The organism is Bradyrhizobium sp. CCBAU 53351, from assembly GCF_015291745.1.
Classification (GTDB): domain Bacteria; phylum Pseudomonadota; class Alphaproteobacteria; order Rhizobiales; family Xanthobacteraceae; genus Bradyrhizobium.
In genome coordinates this window covers 711,909-727,110 of record NZ_CP030060.1, presented here as the reverse complement: position 1 = coordinate 727,110, position 15,202 = coordinate 711,909, and the positions used below count along the sequence as shown (strand labels likewise).

Sequence of the window (15,202 nt, the reverse complement as noted above, 5' to 3'; positions counted from 1 at the left end):
GGGAAGTGACGGCCTTGCGCGAACACCGGTCCGTCGTGCCAGCCAACTCGTCCGACGACGGTCGGCTCCGGACTACCAGCATCGGCCACTGTTGCCGACGCCCGGAGTGAGCGCGCCGATGCGGACTCGCGGCGTGCAGATCGCCACCAATTAGATCGCACCGGGCCGGACGTTGAGGCGCAACGCTCGCTCGGCATATCAGCGCACCCGCGAAGCAGACCCGGCCGGTAGAGACCGCAGAGTATGAAGGAACTTGAATGTCTGATGGAATTATCGCGCGCCTCAGCAAAGCCGCTTCTGCCGAAGAGTTCTTCGCTCTGTTAGGCGTCGACTACGATCCTAAAGTGGTCAACGTTGCGCGGCTGCACATTCTCAGGCGCATGGGCGAATATCTTGCTAAGGAGAGCCTTAGCGATCTGGCGGACGACAGCGTTGCTAAACGGTGCAAACTCGTGCTTGAGCGCGCATATTCAGATTTCGTCACGTCACCGCCGATTGAACAGCGCGTGTTCAAGGTCTTAAAGGACGCCGCGCCCGACACCAAGCCTGTACCCGTACTAGTGCAGATTGGTAACGAAATTGAACTGCCCTCTGTCGGACTGGCTACGCCTAGTCGCAGCGGCGTACTGCCCTCCGGGCGCCTAGCGGTTACACCCGAAACCTCCGCCGACTGAAACGTTCTCGTTCTCGTTGGTGTGATTGCCATTCCACTCTGAACTGTTTTGGGGAGATTAGTCTTGGAGAAGATCATGCACTTGCTCGTTTGCATCAAGCAGGTTCCAGACTCCGGACAGATCCGCGTGCATCCCGTGACAAATACCATCATGCGTCAGGGCGTGCCGACCATCATCAACCCGTACGATCTCTTTGCATTGGAAGCTGCCCTTGAGCTACGCGATCAGTTCGGCGGCGAAGTCACGGTGTTGACTATGGGCCCCCCTTCTGCCGAGGACAGTCTTCGCAAGGCGCTCACCTTCGGCGCGGATCGTGCGGTGCTCCTGACCGATCGCTTTTTCGCGGGCGCGGACACCCTAGCCACAACCTACGCTTTGGCGACAGCGATCCGTAGGATCTCGAGCGAGTTCGGCGCCCCTGACATTGTCTTCACAGGAAAGCAGACCATCGATGGAGACACCGCACAGGTCGGCCCTGGCATCGCAAAACGGCTTGGCCTGTTTCAGCTCACCTATGTTGGCAAGATCAGCGCACTGGACTTGCATGCCCGCACCATCGACGTCGAGCGACGCTCTGAGGGTGGCGTCCAGTTGCTTCGGACACGGCTCCCCTGCCTGGTCACGATGCTCGAAGCGACGAACCAGATCCGCCGCGGTGCGATGGCTGATGCGCTGCGCGCTGCCCGCGCGACGATCCTGAAATGGAGCGCGCAACAGGCGGGGGTTGATGACATTTCACAATGCGGCTTGCGGGGCTCGCCCACCGTCGTCAAGCGCGTTTTCGCACCAGCCGCCCGCAACGAGAAGGCCACGATGATAGAGCCTGACGAGCAGCCCGCGGAGGCATTGATCAACGCTATTTTCAGGTGCCGGCCGGCCCTCGAGATCGAGCTCGCGGCACTGGCGCGCGGCTATTGAGCTAAAGAAAGGCGCAACATGAATACCGCATCTGAAATCGGCGCTTCCCCTTCGAGTCGCGCCGCGGCTAAGAAGCAGCTGTCTGACCGCTTCAAGACCTACAAACATGTGTGGGTCTTCATCGAGCAAGAACGCGGCCAGGTCCACTCTGTATCCTGGGAGCTAATGGGCGTTGGCCGCAAGCTTGCTGACAAGCTCAAAGTTGATCTCGCCGCAGTGGTGATCGGGCAAGAGGGCGAGGCATCGCAGGCCGCCGCTACCGAGTCGTTCTGCTACGGAGCCGACCTTGTCTATATGGTCGCCGATGATCTGCTCAAGGACTATCGCAACGAATCCTATATCAAGGCGCTCACCAAGCTCGTCAATAGCTACAAGCCCGAGATCTTGCTCCTAGGCGCGACCACTCTAGGCCGCGACCTAGCAGGTTCAGTCGCAACGACATTGCGCACTGGTCTGACTGCCGATTGCACAGAGCTCGACGTCGATGCCGACGGTTCCCTCGCCGCGACGCGTCCGACCTTTGGCGGCTCGCTGCTATGCACGATCTATACGCTGAACTACCGTCCGCAGATGGCTACAGTCCGGCCGCGCGTGATGCCTGTGCCAGAACGCTGCGCGCGCCCGATCGGCCGCATCATCACCCTCCCGCTTGGACTTGTCGAGGACGATATCGTAACGAAGGTGCTGTCGTTCCTACCGGATCGCGATTCCGCACGATCCAATCTCGCTTATGCCGATGTTGTCGTTGCCGGAGGCCTCGGCCTTGGTTCGTCTGAAAACTTCCGGCTCGTGCGCCGGCTCGCCGACGTGCTAGGTGCCGAGTTTGGCTGCTCGCGCCCCCTGGTGCAAAAGGGTTGGGTCACATCCGACCGGCAAATTGGCCAAACCGGCAAAACCATCAGGCCAAAGCTCTACATCGCCGCCGGAATCTCCGGAGCCATTCAGCACCGCGTCGGTGTCGACGGCGCCGACCTTATCGTCGCCATCAACACCGAAAGGAACGCGCCTATCTTCGAGTTCTCGCATTTAGGCATTGTCGAGGACGCGATCCGGTTGCTGCCAATCCTGACCGAGGCGTTTCGCGCCCGGCTGTCGCCGCATTCGCGCGACCGGATCGCAGGATAGGACAAGGAGAGACCTCGTGACCGCGGAAACATTTGACATCATCGTCGTCGGGGCAGGTATGGCCGGCAATGCAGCGGCGCTCACGCTTGCCAAGCACGGCCTGAAGGTTCTTCAGCTCGAGCGTGGCGAATATCCCGGGTCGAAGAACGTGCAGGGTGCGATCCTCTATGCCGATATGCTGGAGGCGCTTGTCGCTAACTTTCGACAAGACGCGCCGCTTGAGCGGCATCTGGTCGAACAGCGCTTCTGGATGATGGATGACCGCTCTCACACCGGCCTGCACTACCGCTCCGACGACTTCAACGAAGAAAGGCCGAACCGCTATACTATCATCCGCGCTCAGTTCGATAGGTGGTTCTCGCAGAAAGTTCGCGAAGCTGGCGCCACGGTGCTATGCGAGACAACGGCAACCGAACTAATGCAAGATGCTAACGGCAAGGTGGTGGGTGTGCGGACTGACCGCGCCGATGGCGAGATCCATGCTGGCGCGGTGGTCCTCGCGGAAGGCGTCAACGGCCTTCTTGGCACGCGGGCCGGCGTACGCAAGCGGCCTACGCCGGACACGGTCGCACTCGCCGTGAAGGAGATGCACTTCCTACCGCGCGAAGTTATCGAGGCCCGCTTCAATCTTAAGGGCGATGAAGGGCTCGTCATTGAGGCTGCGGGCACCATCTCCCGCGGCATGACAGGCATGGGCTTCATCTACACCAATAAGGAATGCATCTCCCTTGGCATCGGATGCCTGGTCGCGCACTTCACAAGCACCGGGGAAACACCGTATGGTCTGCTCGATCGCTTCAAGCGGCATCCTTCGGTCGCTCCGCTGATCGAGGGATCGGAAGTCAAGGAATATGCCGCTCACCTCATTCCCGAGGGTGGCTTCAAGGCCATTCCGCAGCTATATGGCGAGGGCTGGGTCGTCGTAGGCGACGCCGCTCAACTCAACAACGCTATGCATCGCGAGGGCTCAAACCTCGCAATGACATCGGGGCGACTCGCGGCCGAAGCGATCATCCAAGTCAAGTCGCGCGGCGCCCCAATGACAGCGACGAATCTGTCAATTTACAAGACGATGTTGGACCATTCGTTTGTCATTAGGGACCTAAGGAAGTACAAAGACATGCCCGCGCTGATGCACACCTACTCCCGGAACTTTTTTCTGACATATCCGGAGCTCGTCTCGGAATCGATGCAGAATTTCTTGCGGGTCGACGGGACACCAAAGGCCGAAAAGGAAAAGCAATCACTAAACTCCTTCGTCAAGAGCCGTTCGTGGAGCGGCCTGCTCGGTGATGCCGTTCGCCTCGCGCGCGCTTGGCGGTAACGCTTCTCTCACACCCCCATGAGGGCTAACCATGTCGACCGACCGATCCGCGCGCGTCGAGGACAGGCTATTCTACAACCGCTACCTGCTTGATCCTGGGCACCCTCACATCAAGGTGCGGCCACACACGATGCCATCCTCGGAGCTCGTGAGCATGCTGACAACCTGCCCGGCTCACTGCTATGTAGCTAACGACAAGCACCAGATAGAAGTCGCCGTGGACGGCTGCATCGAGTGCGGCACTTGCCGCGTGATCTGCGAGGAGAGAGGTGACATCGAGTGGAGCTATCCGCGAGGTGGTTACGGCGTACTGTTCAAGTTTGGCTAATAATTCGGCTCAACGTAGCTGTGATCTTTCAGGAAGTGCCCATCCGTTCTGAACCGAGAAAGCTGAGTTTCCGAAGCTGCAGTGTTCTGGGAGAGACCGGATGAACACCCACAAGAATGCGCCGTTGATGCCCAAAGGTCGATAGGCGATGCTGCGGAGGAGTAGGCTGCCGCAAGCCGATGGCTGACCTGTGAAACATCTTGCCGAAGACGATTGAAAATAGGTCAAGCGGTTCCGCGCGGAAGGTGTTGCTTGGTTGCGCAATCGCTCCTCCAGACCCTTTCGTCGCCAAGTCCCGCCAGCCACATGTGCAGGCTTCGACGCATTGCGCCGACATCTACACCGGCACGCAGATCGCCGACCAGGTCGAAGTGTCGACGGCCGCCGTCAGCCATCCTCGTCGCTTAGAATTGAACCGGATCGCGAGGAGCTGACTGAGCGGGGAAGGCCGATATGAGCGTGAAAGCCCAGGCGAGATCATTCACATCGACATCATAACGCTGTGGCGTTTTTGGAGGGATCGGAGACGGCATTACCCGGCGCTCCCAGCCCGTCTACATTGACGACCACTCCCGTGTCGCCTTTTCCGAGATCAAGCCATTGGCGCCCAAGGGACGCTGCTGCCTTTCGGACGTCCCTAAGACCCGCGCGGCATTTTTGGTTCGGCGTGCAATAGACGTGTTTCTGTTGCCTAACCTCGTCTGCAATGTCCCCGGCCGCGCGCCGCAAGCCGTCCATCACCGGAACAGTTGCGCCCCTCCACGTGCTCAACGCCGCGGGATTTGGTTACGCGAAGAAGTACTCACACCATGATCGCGCAATCATCAAAACCTCCGGCCTGCTGATGTTGCCATTCAGAGAGACATTTTCTCTTTCTTAAATTGACCATTGACCCATTTCTGTCGTCTCCCCTAAGAAGCGCAGCTGCAACGAATGCGGATTGAACACAACCGGGGATCGCAGATGAGCCACATATCTCAAGCGCCCAGTGCGCGAGTGACGATTCCGCTCCTTCAACAATGGAAGGAGGAACGGCGGCGCATAACGATGACCACCGCCTATGACGCCGTGACAGCGCGGATTGCCGATTCCATCGTCGATATCCTCCTCGTGGGCGACAGCGTCGGCAATGTCTGTCTCGGCTACGACAATACCCTTCCGGTCAGCATGCCGATGATGAACTATCATCTGGAGGCTGTCGCGCGCACAAGACCTCGTGCGCTGCTCGTGGCTGATATGCCGTTTCTCAGCTTCCATGTCAGCCCGCAGGAAACTATCCGCAACGCAGGTGGCTTCCTGCAACGGGGAGCAGATGCCGTCAAGCTGGAAGGGGGCGCCAAGCGCATCGACATGATACGCGCGCTGGTCCAATGCGAAATCCCGGTGATGGGACACCTCGGCCTCACCCCGCAAAGCGTCAACGTCATGGGCGGCTTCAGGGTGCAGGGTCGCACGAGCGAGGCTGCATTGCAACTGCTCGAGGACGCGCACCGGTTAGAGCAAGCGGGATGCTTTGCGCTCGTGCTCGAGGGCATTCCGGCCGAGCTTGCAGCGCGTGTGACCGAGATCCTGAAGATTCCGACCATTGGGATCGGCGCGGGAGCGAAATGTTCGGGCCAGGTACTCGTGTTCCACGACGTGGTCGGATTGACGGAGGGGCACCGGCCGAAATTCGTGCGCCCCTATTCGAACGGATTTCAGGTCTTGCAGGATGCCCTCGCAAGCTGGGCGACCGATGTCCGGGAGGGCACATTTCCGGACGCTCAGGAGTCCTACCGTTTGCCGGAATCCCTGGCGGAGGTCGTCGCAAACTGGACGCCAGGCGAGCGGGACGGAATTTAGCGTCGTGCGCACCATAAAAACCGTCCGCGAGCTGCGCCGCGCCCTCGCTGGTCACAAACCGAATGGTCGCGTCGGATTTGTGCCCACAATGGGATACCTGCACGATGGTCATCTCGCGCTTGTTAAAGCGAGCCGGGCACGCTGCAACACCACGGTCGTCAGCATCTTCGTCAACCCGGCCCAGTTTGGCCCGAAGGAAGATCTCAGCGTGTATCCACGGGACTTCCCCCGAGACGAACGACTGTGCCGCGAGGCTGACGTCGATATTATCTTTGCTCCCGGGGCGGAGGAAGTGTATCGGTCGGGGTTCGACACCTTTGTCGAACCGGGTGCACCGGCACAGCCCCTCTGTGGCCCGTTCAGGCCCGGCCACTTTCGGGGTGTTACGACCGTCGTCTGCAAGCTGTTCAACATGGTGCAGCCTGATCTGGCGTTCTTCGGACAAAAGGACTTTCAGCAATGTGCCGTAGTGCGGCGGATGGTCACCGATCTCAATCTCCCGATCGAAATCGTCACCGTCCCGACGGTTCGCGATCCGGACGGGCTCGCCATGAGCAGCCGGAACCGCTATCTCAGCGCTCCTGAACGCAGCAGCGCCCTTTCCATCAGCCGCGGCCTTTTCGCAGCAAAGGCTGTCTTTCAGGCAGGCGAGCGCGATTCCATCCGGCTGTTGTCACTCGCCAGGCAGACTATAGAGATCGACGAGCTGCAATACCTGGAAATCGTCGATGCCGAAACGCTCACGCCAGCTACAAGCGAGCTGACGCGTCCTGCTGCGATTTGTGTCGCAGGTTATGTTGGCTCAACCCGGCTGATCGACAACATCCTGCTCGATACCACGGAGGCTCGCAGGCTGACCGCGCGGTGATAAGCGAGCACGATCTCCGTCGCGCCAGGAGGCAGGGCGGTGCTCCAGCGCGCGTGCTGATCCCAGCCGCGCTCACTGCGATGATGTTGCAGCTCGTTCGACCTTTTGCACCTTGAGTGCACGACGCTTCATTGTCGCCGTCAGCTTTTTTGCTTTTGCCGGGCGAGGTTTCTTTGGAAAAACGATGCCGGCTTGAGATAGCTCCTTCGGTCCGCGCTTCGTCATCATCATTCTCCGAACATATCTGGTTGATTTCGGGACGGCGCCGCAGCAGCTAACGCCGCACACCTGGCCGCTCGCCAGCTCGCGGCGGTGAAGCTGGATGTCGCGCGCCGCCTGGCGCGCTGAGCAGCAAAAACAAAGCCCTGTTAGCCTCATACCGGGCGGCCAGCCGGCTACGTTTTGAACCTGCCATGACCAGCATCCCTTCATCCGTCGAGAGCGACCAGAACCAGCCGCGGCCACGGCGAGTGAGCAAAATCTCATAATAGGGAAAACGGTCGGACATCGAATCCATTGTTCGTCTGCGCGCGGCGAGTTCCGGACCACCCGCTCGGCCGCGCCTGCCTAGCGGATGGGTTCACATCCAACCGTTGGGGGGCGTGCTGAACAGCTGGATCGGCCTGTTGCAATCCCGCTGCGGTGAAAATCATCAACAAATCCCAGTTCAACGCCGAATTCCGCCAGGACAGCCGGGTCCGTTCTTGCCCCTAGTTGCGCAATGTCGTCCGTGTTCGTTGACACCCGGCCTGGGTGCGTCATCCGGGCTAACAGTTTATATTGTCCTACTTTCAGACGAAAGATCAAATTTGCAACGTGCCTGCTCGTGCCCTTATTTTCCTTCACGTTTTCGGAGTCGCCCGTGTTGGACCCAGCGACGAGTGTCCTTCTCCGCGCCGTGCTTGATGAGGTCTGCCAGGAGATCTCCCGCAGTGAAACTGGCCTTCGTGCCCATGTCGCCTCCAAGTTGATCGAAGCCGCAACCAAGGGTGAGACAACAGCGGAGCGCCTAAGGCAGGTCGCGCTTGAGGCACTTCGCTCGACGCCGACGATGTGGCGCTAGGGAAGGGCGTGGCTGTGACTTTCAAGGTTCGTGTTGAACATCCTGGCCACCGGCAAAGACGGCCTCGCACAGATGCCGGATCTCAAGCAAATATACCAGGTTTAGCTACGGTGGATCCGATTAGGCCAAGCGCTCGAGAAGAATGATCGCATACTTGAGCTAGCCTTTTCTCAGAAGTTGATCGAGCGCATCGATCGAGATAGCGCGTCACCGAACAGAGCCCCGTGCCCTGGAGGCGATGGAAGTAAAGTCGCCTGCTGTCAGCGAGGGCACCAATATCAACAGCGCTTTTCTCGATGCGATTGTAGCTGGCGAGCCGCAGCGCATGACAACAAGCAAGCCGGTGTTCTAGCGACGCCTTTGGCTGCACGCGGATGGAGCCGGTCGCCAAGGCGGCCGGCAGCGGCCCGCACGTCTGCATCTAAACGCATCATACGCTCGTGAAGGTAAGATCGTGCTGAGGGGAAATTTAGCTAGGCCTTCCGGCCTTCTGAGGTTGGAGCGCGCTAATTTTGCTCGGGCGCATCTCATGCCTCGCCCTGGTTATTGGAACATGCTGGCTTCTGGGCGGTTCAATGAAAGGGCCCTTGTGCCCCCACGGTCCTGCCGCATACCCCCAAAGCCCCCCAAAGGCGGGACCGTGCCCCCGCGGAGTCCGCCATGGCATTCCCGACCGAAGAGCAGATCAAAAACAAGGCCCACGAGCTCTGGGAGAAAGCAGGCAGGCCGGAAGGGCGCGAACTCGAATTCTGGCATCAAGCCGAACGCGAGCTGCAGGAGCAGGCAGAGCGCGGCGCTCCGGAAAATGGCTCGCCTGACGCGATTTAGCCGCCGCCGTTTGGCACTCTCTACACGGGATCATGTTGTGCGTGCCCGCAAGACCGCCCGAGCGGAGTGAGCGACGAGCAGACGGGTGGAAACGGTTCGGCCGGGTTATTCGTCAACGTCAACTCTCATCTCGCGTGAGCTCTGCACGTCTGATTGGACGGGCCTCAAACCGCTGGCCATTCAGATCCACGTCCGTCTTCCTCTTCTTCAATGCCGGTCGTTGTCGATGGCGTCGTTCGTTCCGCGCTCGCTCGGCATGTTTTCTGGCTTGGAGCGCGGATCAATCGCTCACGCGCACATTAAAGCGCGATGAGAATGAGATGAATCCTCGTCGCGCTTTAGGTTATTGTTTGAGCCTCCGAAAACCGCTGCACACTTCTCGGGATCATGCTCTAGAAGTTTTCAGTGTTTTGGCAGTGGTGAGGATAACCCGAGCAGCCCCAGAATTTGAAATGGGTTGTGTGATTCTCCCGGATTTTCATAGAGCGACCGCAGGCGGGGCAGGTCTTGCGAGCAAATACCCGCTGGTCCTTCGCCAGCGTCATGATCCTGACTTCGCCGGCGCCGCTGGCGGCGAGTGTCCGGACACATTCCCCGGTGGTCTCCCCGGTCGTGTAGACATCGTCGATCAGCAAGATCTTGTTATTGTTCCATCTGAAATTAGAATGGAAAGCGCCTTTGATTGCTTCGGCGCGCTCCAGCGAATTCATCTGCTTGTAGCCCTCGATTTCCTTGACGACACGCAGGCCCTTCAGCTCCAGTTCGATGTCCTCATCGAAATGATCTGCTGCCTCATTGAGCAGCAATTCAAAGCGATTGCGCTGTTGAGAAGGCTTCATCGGAACCGGCACAACATAGTCCGGTGCCCAGTCGAGGGTTGCGATGGCTCGACCTACGGCCTCACCGAGAATCTTGGCGTGGGTATCATCACTCTTCAGCGACAACACGGCTGCGCTCACGCTTCGCCAATATAGCCGCGGCCAGGAATGTTCGCGTCTCAGCAAGGTGGATGCCTTCGACATGAAGACGTCCGGTGCACTGGAGGAAAGCTCGAAGATTGACGTAGGCCCCCATCGGACCGCAACAGAAGTCACCCCGGCATGGTAACTGGCTTCGATGTCACCGACATCATCACCGATGTAGAGCGTTTCCGTCGTCGCAGCCACGCCGACACGACGTAGCGCTTCCAGGATCGGCTCGGGGTCGGGTTTGTGGTTCTGGGTATTGCCGTAGCTGACCAGCACGTCGTAAGGGATGCGGAATTGCTGGAGGACTGAAGTCGCGTACCATTCAGGCGAAGAGGTGACGATGCCGATCCTCTGTCCGTCCGCCCTGAGAAGGGCGGGAAGCTCATGAGGCGCCGCGCGGCCTTGCGCGGGGAACGGCCGGATCAGATGCATATTCTGCCGGACATTGTCCCACATCTGAAAGCGACGTTGCTGCGCAATGGCCGAGCTATCGAAAAGCGTCATGTCGAGGTCAAACAGGAACATCCCAGCCGTTAGAGCATCGACATCTGCGTGGGTGACGACGGCGGAGCGACTGTTTGGGTTTCGCCACCAGCCAAGCGGCTTTCCAATAAGCCAAGCATGGAGGCGTAGTCTTCCTTGCTGGCTAGCGGCACAGCCACCGGGCGGTTGCCATACCTCTCGGCGAGTATGCGTCGGTAGTCACCTTCAGCCCGCACAGCTTCGGCGAAGCGGCTCGCGGGCAACTGCGTCATGGCCAAGATGCCCTGGCTCTTAGGCTCTGTGGCATGACGGCCCTGCGGCACTGGCGCAAACAGCACGCGGTCCTGTTGGATCGTGAAGCGCACCGTGTGCATCGAGCCGCCCTTGATGTCTGTCTGCATGACAAAGGTTGCTATCGAAAGCCCGCTTTGCAGGCGATCGCGCTGCACAAGATTGCGCGGGGATGGCGGCACGCCGAAAGGCTGCTCGCTGATCAGCGCGCCATCCTTTTCCAGAATCTCTTCGGCGAGCTTGCTATTCTGCTTCGGGTAAATGCCCTCAAGACCACCCGCCATCACAGCGACGGTCCGCCCGCCGTGATGCAATGCGCTTTGGTGGCTCAACGTATCGACGCCGATCGCAAGGCCACTCACGATCGCCCAATTGGCGCCGACCAGTGTCTCCACGATCCTATCGCTGACGATTTCGCCGAATTCGGACGGCTCGCGCGTGCCGATGCAAGCGACGCTGCGGCGCGGCGGAAGCTGGCCCTTCACAAACAGGATGGGCGGGCGATCGGCAAGAGAGCGCAGAGCCACTGGATAATCCGTATCGAAGATCGACAGAACACGCACCCCACGCCGATCCGCCTCGTCGAGCACTCGCTGTGCCTTCTCGCTGGCTTTAACAATGGCGGCGGGCTCCTGAAGGCATTCAGCCACCGCGGCCGAAACGACCGATCGAAGCTTCGCAGGCTCGGCGCCCAAAATCGCTTCAAGAAGCGAGAATCGTTCAGCGAGACGCTCGGCCGTAGCAGGGCCGATACCGCGCAAAGCGGTGAGTGTGAGAATGCCGGCTGCAGTTCGTGTCTCGGTGCCAATCATCGCATTCAACGCCTTTCAAATTGCCCTACTTCGGCGTTCTAGAACGACAGTCTCTCTTAAGGACGAGGATGAACGAGTCCGAGGTTAACGCAGTAAATGGCGAGCACCCTAGGAGATCGGCGGCGGCGAAGGATCAAGATTGCCGTGAACACGAACTTGCGCTTGGCATCCGCACATCGATGGACATCTGCACAATAGGTCATCACAGCGTAAGCAGGCAAGCCGGCCTACTCGATCAGCAGGTTGATAGAGCCGATCACCCGTGTTGAGGAAGCCTCAGCAACGAGAGTTCTTGTCTCGACGAATTAACGACGTCGATGTTGCGGTTAAGTTGCGTTGAGAGGATCTTCTCAAATGCTTCTTCCTCCTCATCCTTCCCGTTCCGCCATCAGCTGTGTGTGTCAACGAGCGAGTAGCTGGTGCTTCTGCCCCCGGCGGCATCTTTCTTAAGGATGCCATGTTCGATCAATTCCTCAATGTCCCTTGCCGCCGTCGCCTGGGAGACCTTCGTTAGCTTTGCCCACTTTGAGGACGTTAGCTTGCCCTCAAATCCATCGAACAGGCAATTAAGCACAGTTCGTTGACGTTCATTGAGCTGGCGAGCCGCATGACGATCCCAGAAGTCCGCTTTCTGGAGAATTCTCCCGAGAATGGCATCCGCGTTGTCAAAGGCGCGATCTAAGCAATCCAGGAACCACGCCATCCAATCGGTGATGTCGAGGTTTCCTTTCTGGATCCGCTCGAGAATTGAGTAGTAGTCGTTCCGCTCGCGCCGAATCTGCGCGGACATACTGTAAAACCTTTGCGGGCTCCGCTCTGATCTTGCCAGCGCAAGGTCAGCGATCGCACGCGCAATACGACCGTTGCCGTCTTCAAATGGATGGATGGTCACGAACCAAAGATGAGCGAGAGCGGCCTTCAACACGGGATCGATGCTAACGATATTACGGTTAAACCACTCCAAGAAGGTCTGCATCTGCGCATCGAGACGCTCGGCCGATGGAGCTTCATAGTGTACGCGCTCGCGACCCATCGGGCCCGAGACAACTTGCATGGGTCCAGTCTCGACCGTCCGCCACGCGCCGACGACTATCTTGGTCATACCGCTGCGCCCAGTGGGGAAGAGCGCGGCATGCCAGCCGAAGAGGCGTTCGGCAGTTAGCTCCTCGGCATAGTGTTCGGTGGCGTCGAGGATCATCTCGACCACGCCTTCGACGTACCGGTCGGCAGGGATAAGGCCCCCAATGTCCATACCAAGATGACGAGCGATGGAGGACCGAACCTGCGCATGATCGAGGATCTCACCCTCGATCTCACTCGACTTCACCACTTCTTCAGTGAGGGTCTGAAGAGTAGCCTCAGTTTTGAGGGGGAATCCGAGCCGCTCCATCCGGCCGAGCAGGCGGCCCTGCTTATGACGGACCGCCGCCAATCGGTCTGCAATCCGCTGCATATCCCAAGTGAATGTGGGCCAAGCAGGCAGTTCATGAATGTAGGCCATAATCTCATCATCTCTTGCAGAGATTATGCAAGCTAATCATTGCGCTGACAAGCTATTCTCTGCAACAAATGATGAGAAAATTGCCATAATCTCAGCAAGAGAATTCGGGGACCTGCGTAATGAGAGTCCGGAGAAGATAACCGTCTCGGGCGGGCGGTAATCGCTTCGAAGGGTTGGATCACACTTCGCCAGCGCCGGAGAAGAGCACCGTCGGCGGCGTTGCGCGGGGCGGCGGGAGGGACCGAACGCCTGGCGATCCCGGTCTGCTCTTCAGATCGTAACGCTGGGCGAGGTCGAGAAGCCGCCGCTTGGTGAATGGGTCGGCTTTCTCTGCTAGATCGCGCGCCCGCTGCGCAAAGCCACTATAGAACTCTTCCACGACGCCCCCCCGCAACATCACTGATAACCCGAATATCATTGCCGGATGCGCGTTCCGTCAAGGGCCTGCTGATGCGTCGGACGGATTTAAAGGATCTGCTTGAGCTCACGGCGCCAGAGAAACTAAGCTCACAGCGGAGGTGTAGCGCGGCAATCTGGGTAGGAAGCGCCTTCCATCCTGATCGCCGCGCGACACGGGGGGAAATCCGATCACAAGGCTCTACGCAAGCCGAAACCCTGTGCCCGACCTGCGGCAAGCCGATGACGGCCGTGCCTGACGACGAGGCGCCCGGCCGGCCGGGCTACGTCTGCCTCGCCTGCGGAGGCGATCCCCTGCACGATCCAGCTGCGCGGAAGTGGGCGGATAGCCCGCTGTGGCCGCCGTCCAAATAGCGCAACAACGAAACCGTCCCCGAGAGCTGGAGCCGACGGTCCTCTCATCTCGTCCAAATGCTTCGTCGTCGACTGCATTTCCAGCCTTGGTTTCATCAAACGAGCTGGCGGTGCTGTAGCAGCCGACGCCACCTCTAGGACGCAAATAAGGGCGCAGAAATATCAAATCAACGGCGGCGTTTCGCGTTGCCTTCGAGAGATGAACAAAGTTGTGATCGGACGCGTCTGTTGGTCAACGCTCGCCTCACATCACGAATCTCCAAGTGCATCCTCAAGGATGGCTTTCAATCGCGCAGCTCCCTTTGCCAGCTCGCCATCAAGATCTGATTTGACGGCAGCGGCATACTCCGCTCCGAGCTCAATGGGATGACCAGCGTCGTTCTGCTCCGGCGCACCTTGAGGCAGAAGCTGATAGGCCCTTATCCCGAGCGCATGGGTGTCATTGGCCCAAGCAGCGATGCGTGCCTCATCATAGGGAGCGGGCTCAACCGCCGGCAACGATGCACCGTCGATTGCGTCCGCATAGCTTCCCCACGAATAGGCCTGAAGGTCGATCAGAGAATCATCCCACATGCTGTGAAACGTCGATGCGCGCGTGTATGACGTTCCATCCGAGCGTTTGGCACGCAATATGACGTGCAACTTGTTACCACCCTGGTCGCCATCCCGTTCACTTGCGTGAAGCGGTTGCTCAAGATCACCCGCAAGATGAACCACCAGCTTGAGCGCACGCAGCCTGTCGTCCTTACTGCGCGAAGTGTCCTTTAACACCGCAATCGCCTCAGGCAGGCCCCGCACGATGCAAGTGCCCTGATTGTTTGCCTCATTGCAGTCCAGCGCGGAATCATAAGTGGCGCGGGCGACATCGATGTCGACGAAGTGCCAGCGATACGTGTTCTTCCCTTCTGCCGTGAACTTGTAGTCGTCAGCCCAGTTCGAGATCGACGCCAACGAGGTCTCTCCGATCAGGTCCTTGAGCTTGGTCGTGGCAGCCGGGGTGAGATGTCGCTGCGCGAGCTCAGCAATCACGGAATGCCCGAGCTGTCCCCACGCGAGCGCAGTCGACGTGCTGCCCGCCAGGATGGTAATGCAGGCGGGAAGTAGAACTCTAAGCTTTGTCACGGCAACCTCCAAAAAACGCATCGCATGTCAAACAGATGGTTGTGTCGGCTCTCGCCGCATCTCGCGGGCACGGCGGAACGTTTCCGCGGATTGGGCTGTCTCAACGCTTCCGATAGCGCTGCTCACCGCGCTCTGCCCTCGACCGGCGCCGGCGGATAGTTCTTCGAATCTGACTGACGAGATAAACGCCCCAAATGATCAGCATCTTGCCAACGCATTCCTTGCTCCCGCCAAGCCTTAAGGTACGTTGACAGGCGGCATGGCTTCCGTCGGACGCAACGCGA

At 59.2% G+C, this 15,202-nt stretch carries 14 protein-coding genes and 1 pseudogene; 9 read left to right on the top strand and 6 right to left on the bottom strand.

The window, feature by feature from the left end; genetic code table 11:
• Window positions 1-257 precede the first annotated feature (257 nt).
• The 8 genes and pseudogenes from nifW to panC form a co-directional block, all read left to right on the top strand.
• Window positions 258-569, top strand: a pseudogene (gene nifW, locus XH83_RS38395) (nitrogenase stabilizing/protective protein NifW); the annotation flags it as partial.
• A 180-nt stretch (window positions 570-749) separates the two neighbouring features.
• Window positions 750-1,592: an electron transfer flavoprotein subunit beta/FixA family protein gene (locus XH83_RS38390; RefSeq protein ID WP_128955188.1), complete on the top strand. Its 843-nt coding sequence runs from the start codon at window positions 750-752 to the stop codon at window positions 1,590-1,592.
• 18 nt (window positions 1,593-1,610) lie between these two features.
• A complete protein-coding gene (locus XH83_RS38385) occupies window positions 1,611-2,717 on the top strand; it encodes an electron transfer flavoprotein subunit alpha/FixB family protein (RefSeq protein WP_128929933.1) in 1,107 nt (368 codons plus the stop codon).
• A gap of 16 nt (window positions 2,718-2,733) precedes the next feature.
• On the top strand, window positions 2,734-4,041 hold the full coding sequence (locus XH83_RS38380) for an FAD-dependent oxidoreductase (RefSeq protein ID WP_128929934.1): 1,308 nt from the start codon (window positions 2,734-2,736) through the stop codon (window positions 4,039-4,041).
• 31 nt (window positions 4,042-4,072) lie between these two features.
• Window positions 4,073-4,369, top strand: coding sequence for a ferredoxin family protein (locus XH83_RS38375; protein ID WP_128929935.1), 297 nt, complete (start codon window positions 4,073-4,075; stop codon window positions 4,367-4,369).
• A gap of 200 nt (window positions 4,370-4,569) precedes the next feature.
• The gene (locus XH83_RS38370; protein WP_128929936.1) at window positions 4,570-4,803 is read left to right on the top strand and encodes a hypothetical protein; all 234 of its coding nucleotides are present in this window, start codon (window positions 4,570-4,572) and stop codon (window positions 4,801-4,803) included.
• 529 nt (window positions 4,804-5,332) lie between these two features.
• Window positions 5,333-6,211, top strand: coding sequence for a 3-methyl-2-oxobutanoate hydroxymethyltransferase (panB, locus tag XH83_RS38365; RefSeq protein WP_128929937.1), 879 nt, complete (start codon window positions 5,333-5,335; stop codon window positions 6,209-6,211).
• A 4-nt stretch (window positions 6,212-6,215) separates the two neighbouring features.
• The gene (gene panC, locus XH83_RS38360) at window positions 6,216-7,079 is read left to right on the top strand and encodes a pantoate--beta-alanine ligase (RefSeq protein WP_164934262.1); all 864 of its coding nucleotides are present in this window, start codon (window positions 6,216-6,218) and stop codon (window positions 7,077-7,079) included.
• A 72-nt stretch (window positions 7,080-7,151) separates the two neighbouring features.
• Here panC and XH83_RS38355 read toward each other — a convergent pair whose 3' ends face one another.
• Entirely contained in the window at window positions 7,152-7,310 is a 159-nt protein-coding gene (locus tag XH83_RS38355) for a hypothetical protein (RefSeq protein WP_164939081.1), read from the bottom strand.
• 1,492 nt (window positions 7,311-8,802) lie between these two features.
• On the opposite strand from XH83_RS38355, the gene XH83_RS38350 reads away from it, so the two are divergent.
• A complete protein-coding gene (locus XH83_RS38350; protein WP_128929940.1) occupies window positions 8,803-8,970 on the top strand; it encodes a DUF2934 domain-containing protein in 168 nt (55 codons plus the stop codon).
• 392 nt (window positions 8,971-9,362) lie between these two features.
• Here the strand turns inward: XH83_RS38350 and XH83_RS38345 are convergent, their stop codons facing one another.
• The 5 genes from XH83_RS38345 to XH83_RS38330 all read right to left on the bottom strand — a co-directional run bounded on the left by XH83_RS38345 (window position 9,363) and on the right by XH83_RS38330 (window position 14,918).
• Entirely contained in the window at window positions 9,363-10,463 is a 1,101-nt protein-coding gene (locus XH83_RS38345; protein ID WP_128929941.1) for an HAD-IA family hydrolase, read from the bottom strand.
• A gap of 8 nt (window positions 10,464-10,471) precedes the next feature.
• Entirely contained in the window at window positions 10,472-11,524 is a 1,053-nt protein-coding gene (locus XH83_RS38340) for a DNA-processing protein DprA (RefSeq protein WP_128929942.1), read from the bottom strand.
• A gap of 388 nt (window positions 11,525-11,912) precedes the next feature.
• Window positions 11,913-13,025, bottom strand: a complete 1,113-nt coding sequence (locus XH83_RS38335; RefSeq protein ID WP_128929943.1) for a Fic family protein — start codon at window positions 13,023-13,025, stop codon at window positions 11,913-11,915.
• Between the two features lie 178 nt (window positions 13,026-13,203).
• Window positions 13,204-13,404 carry a hypothetical protein gene (locus tag XH83_RS40065; protein ID WP_128929944.1) on the bottom strand — a complete coding sequence of 67 codons (201 nt, stop codon included), beginning with the start codon at window positions 13,402-13,404 and terminating at the stop codon, window positions 13,204-13,206.
• A gap of 641 nt (window positions 13,405-14,045) precedes the next feature.
• Window positions 14,046-14,918: a S1/P1 nuclease gene (locus XH83_RS38330; RefSeq protein WP_164934264.1), complete on the bottom strand. Its 873-nt coding sequence runs from the start codon at window positions 14,916-14,918 to the stop codon at window positions 14,046-14,048.
• Between the last annotated feature and the right edge of the window lie 284 nt (window positions 14,919-15,202).

Excerpts from the sequence above, each read along its gene's own strand:
- XH83_RS38390 (WP_128955188.1), top strand. The coding sequence starts at position 750 with ATGCACTTGCTCGTTTGCATCAAGCAGGTTCCAGACTCCGGACAGATC.
- XH83_RS38385 (WP_128929933.1), top strand. The coding sequence starts at position 1,611 with ATGAATACCGCATCTGAAATCGGCGCTTCCCCTTCGAGTCGCGCCGCG.
- XH83_RS38375 (WP_128929935.1), top strand. The coding sequence starts at position 4,073 with ATGTCGACCGACCGATCCGCGCGCGTCGAGGACAGGCTATTCTACAAC.
- panB (WP_128929937.1), top strand. The coding sequence starts at position 5,333 with ATGAGCCACATATCTCAAGCGCCCAGTGCGCGAGTGACGATTCCGCTC.
- XH83_RS38355 (WP_164939081.1), bottom strand. The coding sequence starts at position 7,310 with ATGATGATGACGAAGCGCGGACCGAAGGAGCTATCTCAAGCCGGCATC.
- XH83_RS38350 (WP_128929940.1), top strand. The coding sequence starts at position 8,803 with ATGGCATTCCCGACCGAAGAGCAGATCAAAAACAAGGCCCACGAGCTC.
- XH83_RS38345 (WP_128929941.1), bottom strand. The coding sequence starts at position 10,463 with ATGTTCCTGTTTGACCTCGACATGACGCTTTTCGATAGCTCGGCCATT.
- XH83_RS38340 (WP_128929942.1), bottom strand. The coding sequence starts at position 11,524 with ATGATTGGCACCGAGACACGAACTGCAGCCGGCATTCTCACACTCACC.
- XH83_RS38335 (WP_128929943.1), bottom strand. The coding sequence starts at position 13,025 with ATGGCCTACATTCATGAACTGCCTGCTTGGCCCACATTCACTTGGGAT.